Raw genomic sequence first — 6214 nt, forward strand, 5'->3', positions numbered from 1 at the left:
AACACTCATGTCGGGGGCGATGATGACATGGCCAAAGCGCCCCTCCGCACCAACCGCCATTGCGCCCACAGGGGCACGAGGGGCTGTTCCGCCGACCGGAACACGGCCGAGCCTTGCGCCTCCTTTCTGCCCAAGCCCGGCGGCGCTCAGGCCCGGGCGGCCCGACCGTGCGCATCGCCCATGCGCACGGCCAGCGCTGCCGCACAGGCCAGCGTGGCCAGCAGGACCACGCCGGGCCAGCCCCAGCGGGCCATGGCCAGCGCGCCGAGCGCGGAGCCCGCGGCCATGCCGATGAACACGCCGGTGAACAGCAGGGCGTTCAGGCGGCTGCGCGCTGCGGGCTCCAGGCCATAGACGAGGGTCTGGTGGGCCACCAGCGCCGCCTGGATGCCGAAATCGAAGCCGATGGCGCTGGCCACCAGCAGGCCGAGCTGCGCCCAGCCGGGAAGCCACTGCGCCGCCAGCAGCGAGGCGAACGACACCAGGGCCAGCCCCGCCCCCAGCTGCGTGACCAGGCCGGGCCCGCGGCGGTCGGCCAGCCGGCCGGCCAGGGGCGCGGCGAGTGCGCCGGCCGCACCGGCGAGGCCGAAGGCGCCCGCCGCCGCGCTGCCCCAGTGGAACTCGCTGTGCAGCATCACGGCGAGCGTGGACCAGAAAGCGCTGAACGCGACCGACAGCAGCCCCTGCGCCAGTGCCGCGCGACGCAACGGGCGCTGCGACCGCCACAGCCCGGCCATGGAAGCGAGCAGCGCGCCGTAACCCAGGTGGGTGGTGGGCGCGAAGCGCGGCAGCCAGCGCCAGGCGGCCACGCCCAGCAGCGCGACCGCGACGGCGGCGGCTCCGTACACGGCGCGCCAGCCGAACGCTGCCGCCCCCAGGCCGCTCACCACCCGCGACAGCAGGATGCCCAGCAGCAGGCCAGTCATCACCGTGCCCACCACCTTGCCGCGCGCATGCGGGGGCGCCACGGTGGCTGCCGCCGGGACCACGTCCTGCGCGAGCGTGGCGGACAGGCCGATGGCGAGGCTGGCGGCCAGCAGCGCGGCGATGCCGGGGGCCGCAGCGCTGGCCAGCAGCGCCGCGGCGAGCATGGCCGCCTTGGCCAGGATGATGCGGCGCCGGTCGTACCGGTCGCCCAGCGGGGCGAGCAGCAGGATGCCGAGCGCATAGCCCAGTTGCGTGAGGGTCGGCACGAAGCCGACGGAGCGTCCGTCTGCGTGGATATCCGGGCCCAGCACGCCGAGCATCGGCTGGCTGTAGTAGAGCGACGCCACGCTCACGCCGGCCGTGGTGGCCAGCAGGAGGACCAGCGCAGCCGGCACCTCGGCGGGCTGCGTGGCGCCACCCGGCGCCGACGGAGCGCGCCCGGCAGAGTTATGCGCGGGATGAATGGAAGTCATAGGAATACGCCTGGGAGAAACAACGGCTGGAGTGTCCCCGCTCTTCGGGATACGCGGTAGCCCACCGGTGCGCAGATCCTATATACGATACACGCATGACCAATCCGTCCCTGCCCCCGAACGGTGCCGACCGCATCGAGTTGCTGCAGACCTTCGTCCGCATCGTGGACAGCGGCAGCCTGTCCGCGGCGGCACGGCAGCTCGATACCACCCAGCCCACCGTCAGCCGGCGCCTCCAGGCGCTGGAGCGCGGCATGGGCCTGCGGCTGCTGCAGCGCTCCACGCACGGAATGAAGCTCACCGAAGATGGCGAGCGCTGCTTCACCCATGCCAGGGAACTGCTGGCCCAGTGGCAGGCCATGGAGTCGGACCTGCGCGGCGCGCACGACACGCCCCGGGGCCTGCTGCGCGTGCAGGCCCCGCACGCGTTCGGACAGGACCAGCTGATCGCGCCGCTGACGGCCTTCCTGCGCCGCTATCCCGAGGTGTCGGTGGAGTGGCTGCTGCACGACCGCCAGCCGGACTTCATCGCGGAGGGCATCGACTGCGCGATCCAGGTGGGGCCGGTGCGGGATCCATCCGTCGTCGCCACGCACGTGGCCGAGGTGCCCCGCATCGTAGTGGCCTCGCCAGGCCTGCTGGAGGCGCACGGTGGCGCGCCGCCGCACCCGCAGGACCTGGGCACCCTGCCCTGGCTGGCACTGCGCACGTATTACCTGCGCGAGGTGGAGCTGCATCCCGAGGAAGGGCCGGCCATGGCACCCGCCGCGGCAGCGATACCGGATGCCGCAGCCGCACCGCAGGCCATCGCCATCCGGCCGAGGATGGCCACCGACAGCCTGCATGCCCTGCGCAACGCGGCGCTGTCGGGCCTGGGCGCCGCCCTCGTGTCCGCCTGGGCGGTGCAGGACGACCTGCGCGCGGGCCGGCTGGTGCATGTCGTGCCAGGCTGGAGGGCGCAGCCCCTGCCCGTGCATCTGGTCTATCCGCCCACGCGCCACCCGCCGGCGCGCCTGCGCGTCTTCCTGGAGGCGATGCGCGAAGCCATTCCGTCGATCGCCGGCATGCAGGCGCGGCGCGTGGCACCATCCGGCCCATCCTTGCGACCACGGCGATGAGCGACACCACCACCCCCTCCCCCCTTCCTGACGTGGCCCCGCTGCGGGAGCGGATGGCCCACGCCGACCACGCCCCCGTGCGCATCCTCATGGTCTGCATGGGGAACATCTGCCGCAGCCCCACAGTGCTGGAGAACGTGCGCAAGCATGCCGACCCGGGCCGGGTGCGCATCCACGCCCGCGTGGCGGACGGCCAGTGCCACCTCGGCGTGGAAGACGGGGGCCCGGGCATGACCGAGGAACTCGCCGCCCCGGTCTTCGAGGCCTTCCACCGCGGAGACCCCACCCGCCCGCAGCACGCCGGCGGCAGCGGGCTGGGCCTGGCGGAGGCTCCGTGCTCTCCCTGCACTGGCCCACCTGAAAGTAGCGCTAGAATCCAGCCCGTCGTGCGCCGCAATGGCGCCACGCGCGGGTGTAGTTCAATGGTAGAACGGCAGCTTCCCAAGCTTCATACGAGGGTTCGATTCCCTTCACCCGCTCCAGTTTCCCTCCCCCCTTCCGCGGGTGCACTGCCCTCCTGCCGCAGGCCGCCGCGCCCCAGGCAGGCCCACACGGCCAGCGCCGTCACGGCCGTCACCACCCCGCCAGCCCCTGCGCCAGCCGCGCGAACGCCGCTTCGTAAGCCTCCACCAGCGCGTGCGGGGCCACCGCCGGCGCCAGGGCCATCGCATCCCCCAGCCGCCCCGCCCCCAGCAATTGCGCCACCGGATGCCCCTGCGCGGCGCCGGGCAGCCGGGCCTGGATCAGCCCCGCCAGCACGGAGCCCACCACCACCACCGCCAGCGCCACGCCCTCCCCCGCCACCCGCGTGGTGCTGAAAATCCCTGCCGCCATGCCCGCACGCTCCGGCGGCACCACGCTGACCGCAAGGCCATCCATCAATCCCCAGGGCAGGCTGATGCCCGCACCGATCACCACCATCGACGGCAAAGCCTGCAGCCCCGTCCGCGCTGCGGCCAGCCACAGCAGGCCGGCCGCGCAGGCCAGCAGGCCCACCCCACACAGCACGGCCGGCGACCAGCGGCGTGCCAGCCGCCCGGCCACCAACGGCAGCACCAGCAGCGGCGCCGACAGGGCCGCCATCATCCATCCCGCGCTCCCCGCGCCCATCCCCTCGATGCCCGCGAAACGCATCGGCAGCAGCACCAGCAGCACGACGAAGGCATAGGCCGGCGCGGCGGCCAGCAACTGGATGCCGAGGAAGCGCCGGTAGCGCAGCAGCGACAGATCCAGCAGCGGCGCGGGGCCCCGACGCTCGATGCGCGCGAAAACGGCGAACAGCCCCCCCGCCGCCGCGAGGCCGCCGACCACCCGTGGGTCGGCCCACCCGGCCTGCGCCGCCGCCAGCACGGCGCAGGTCAGCACGCTGAGCGCCAGCGTGAACGCCACCGCGCCGCCCGTGTCGAAGGCGTGCACCGCGGGCGCCCGGGTTTCCCGCAACGCGCCCCGGCCCAGCAGCACCGCCACGCCCATGGCCACCATCACCAGCCCGAAAATCGCCCGCCACCCGAACGCCCCCGCCAGCGCGCCGGCGGTGACCGGCCCCAGCACCAGTCCGATGCCGAACGCCGTGCCCAGCCCGCTGAACGCGCGGGTGCGGGCATCGCCCTCGAACTCCTGGGCCAGCGCAGCGGCACCGCCTGCGAACACCGCCGCACCCGCCAGTCCCTGCAGGCCGCGCAGCGCGTTGAACACCGCCATGCCCGCGGCGAATGGCAGCGCCGCCGACGCCACGAGGAACAGCCACGCCCCCGCCATGAACACCCGGCGGCGCCCGATGCGGTCTGCCAGCGCCCCGGCCGCCAGCAGGCAGCTGCCGAAGGCCAGCATGAAGGCATTCGTCAACCCAGGCCAGCGACGCGGCGGACGCATGCAGCGCATCGGCAATGCCGCCCAGGGCCACGGCCGGCCCCGTGAACACCATCGGCATCGTCGCCGAAGCCATGCAGACGGAGGCGAGCACGCGCAGGCGACGGCCGCGGTCCGGATCCGGCGGGTTGCCGGGGGAAGCCGGCGAAAAGATCGGAGCGTCGGAGGACAGTTGGGACATGGTGGAAGAGCGCCCGAAGGCGGCACAGGAATGCGAAACGGCCAAGAAGGGAAGGAGAAAGCCACGGCACCAAGCGGTGCCAGGCCCGATGTGAAGAAGATAGAACTTCCGCATTCGATGAAAAACAGGCCTCACCTCCGATCAATCCGGAAGAAAATTCCGCAATCAACGCGTCCCAGCCCGCGCTCACCGTAACTTAGATCTCCCCAATGGACACCTCCTCCAGCCTCTCCGCCCTCCTGGCCTTCGTGCGCACCGCGGAGCTGGGCAGCTTCGTCGCGGCCGGCCGCGCGCTCGGCATCTCGGCCTCGGCCGTTGGCAAGGCCGTCGCGAAGCTGGAACAGGAACTGGGCGTGCGCCTGCTCCAGCGCAGCACCCGCCGCATCGCCCTGACGGAGGAAGGCCGGCAGTTCCACGAACGCTGCCGCCGCATCCTGGACGACCTGGACGACGCCCGCGCCATGGTGTCGCAGTCGGCCGCCGCGCCGCGCGGCCGACTGCGGGTGAGCGTGCCCATCGTCACCTACCACCTGCTCCTGCCCCGGCTGCCGGAGTTCCTGGAGCGCTACCCCGAGGTGGAACTGGACATCGACTTCAACGACCGCATCGTGGACCTGATCGGCGAAGGCGTGGACATCGCCATCCGCAGCGGCGACCTGCCCGATTCACGGCTCATGGGCCTGCCCCTGCGGCACTACCGGTCCCTGCTCTGCGCATCGCCCGACTACTTGGCGCGGCGGGGCACCCCGGCCACCGTGGCCGACCTCGCGGACCACGACGGCATTGCGTTCCGCTATCCCAATTCAGGGCAGTGGCTGCCCTGGCCGCTGCCGGGGACCGGCGGGGCCACGTCGCCAGAAGAGCCGCCCCTACCGCTGTCGATGTCGATGTCTCCGTCACCTTCTCCCCTGCCCAGCTTGCGCCGGGTCCTCGGGTTCAACAACATGGAGGCCGTGCGCGGTGCGGCACTGGGCGGCCTGGGGATCGGGTGCATGCCGGATTTCCTGGTGGAGGGGCCGTTGCGGGAAGGGGCATTGCGGCAGGTGCTGCCGGATCCGGAGGGACGGCCCGCGGGACGGTTTCGGGCGGTGTGGCCGACGAGCCGGCAGTTGTCGCCGAAGGTGCGGGTGTTTGTGGATTTTTTGAGGGGGAGGTTGGGGGATGGGTAGGCAAAAGACCGGGCTCAACTACAGCCAACATTTCACTGCAAAGCGGCGGCGGCGTGCGCATCCCCCTGCAGGGCACCACCTCGGCCGCCCAGGTCATCCAGGTACTAGCCTTCGGAAACATGCTCTTCCGCCTGGACGTGACCGGCACGGAAGTGAAGGCCATGCTGGAAGCCGTCTTCGGCACCGGCGGCTCCACCGGCCCATACCCCTACACCGGCGGCCTGCGCTTCGACGTGAACGCCGCTGCAGCGGCCGGCCAGCGCGTCTCCGGCATCGAAGTGCGCAATGCTGCCTCGGGCGCGTGGGAGCCGATGAATGCCACGAAGACATACAAGCTGTTCGTGCTGAGCTTCAACGCCACGGGTGGGGATGGGTACAAGACGCTGGCTGCGGTGCCTGCCGCGCGGCGGCTGGATATCGGGGTGCTGGATGCGGATGTGTTTTTCAGCTACATCGAGAAGCAGGGGAAGGATGGGG

5 protein-coding genes, 1 tRNA gene and 2 pseudogenes are annotated in these 6214 nt (G+C 72.1%); 6 read left to right on the plus strand and 2 right to left on the minus strand.

Features of this window, described 5'->3' with window-relative positions; translation table 11 throughout:
* Positions 1–146: 146 nt before the first annotated feature.
* Entirely contained in the window at positions 147–1400 is a 1254-nt protein-coding gene (locus BLR05_RS12890) for an MFS transporter (protein WP_092834850.1), read from the minus strand.
* 95 nt (positions 1401–1495) lie between these two features.
* On the opposite strand from BLR05_RS12890, the gene BLR05_RS12895 reads away from it, so the two are divergent.
* The 3 genes and pseudogenes from BLR05_RS12895 to BLR05_RS12905 all read left to right on the plus strand — a co-directional run bounded on the left by BLR05_RS12895 (position 1496) and on the right by BLR05_RS12905 (position 3000).
* Positions 1496–2518: a LysR family transcriptional regulator gene (locus BLR05_RS12895; protein WP_092834851.1), complete on the plus strand. Its 1023-nt coding sequence runs from the start codon at positions 1496–1498 to the stop codon at positions 2516–2518.
* 98 nt (positions 2519–2616) lie between these two features.
* Positions 2617–2832: pseudogene (locus tag BLR05_RS27625) on the plus strand (sensor histidine kinase); the annotation flags it as partial.
* 94 nt (positions 2833–2926) lie between these two features.
* Positions 2927–3000, plus strand: a tRNA-Gly gene (locus tag BLR05_RS12905).
* 91 nt (positions 3001–3091) lie between these two features.
* On the opposite strand, the gene BLR05_RS12910 is transcribed toward BLR05_RS12905, so the two are convergent.
* Positions 3092–4348, minus strand: coding sequence for an MFS transporter (locus BLR05_RS12910; RefSeq protein ID WP_244160093.1), 1257 nt, complete (start codon positions 4346–4348; stop codon positions 3092–3094).
* Between the two features lie 83 nt (positions 4349–4431).
* On the opposite strand from BLR05_RS12910, the gene BLR05_RS27195 reads away from it, so the two are divergent.
* The 3 genes and pseudogenes from BLR05_RS27195 to BLR05_RS12920 form a co-directional block, all read left to right on the plus strand.
* Positions 4432–4662, plus strand: coding sequence for a hypothetical protein (locus tag BLR05_RS27195; RefSeq protein ID WP_152034224.1), 231 nt, complete (start codon positions 4432–4434; stop codon positions 4660–4662).
* Positions 4663–4777: 115 nt separating this feature from the next.
* On the plus strand, positions 4778–5737 hold the full coding sequence (locus BLR05_RS12915; protein ID WP_092834852.1) for a LysR family transcriptional regulator: 960 nt from the start codon (positions 4778–4780) through the stop codon (positions 5735–5737).
* Between the two features lie 23 nt (positions 5738–5760).
* Positions 5761–6214, plus strand: a pseudogene (locus tag BLR05_RS12920) (5'-nucleotidase C-terminal domain-containing protein); the annotation flags it as partial.

Source organism: Paracidovorax cattleyae (assembly GCF_900104515.1).
In the GTDB taxonomy this organism is placed as follows: Bacteria; Pseudomonadota; Gammaproteobacteria; order Burkholderiales; family Burkholderiaceae_C; genus Paracidovorax; species Paracidovorax cattleyae.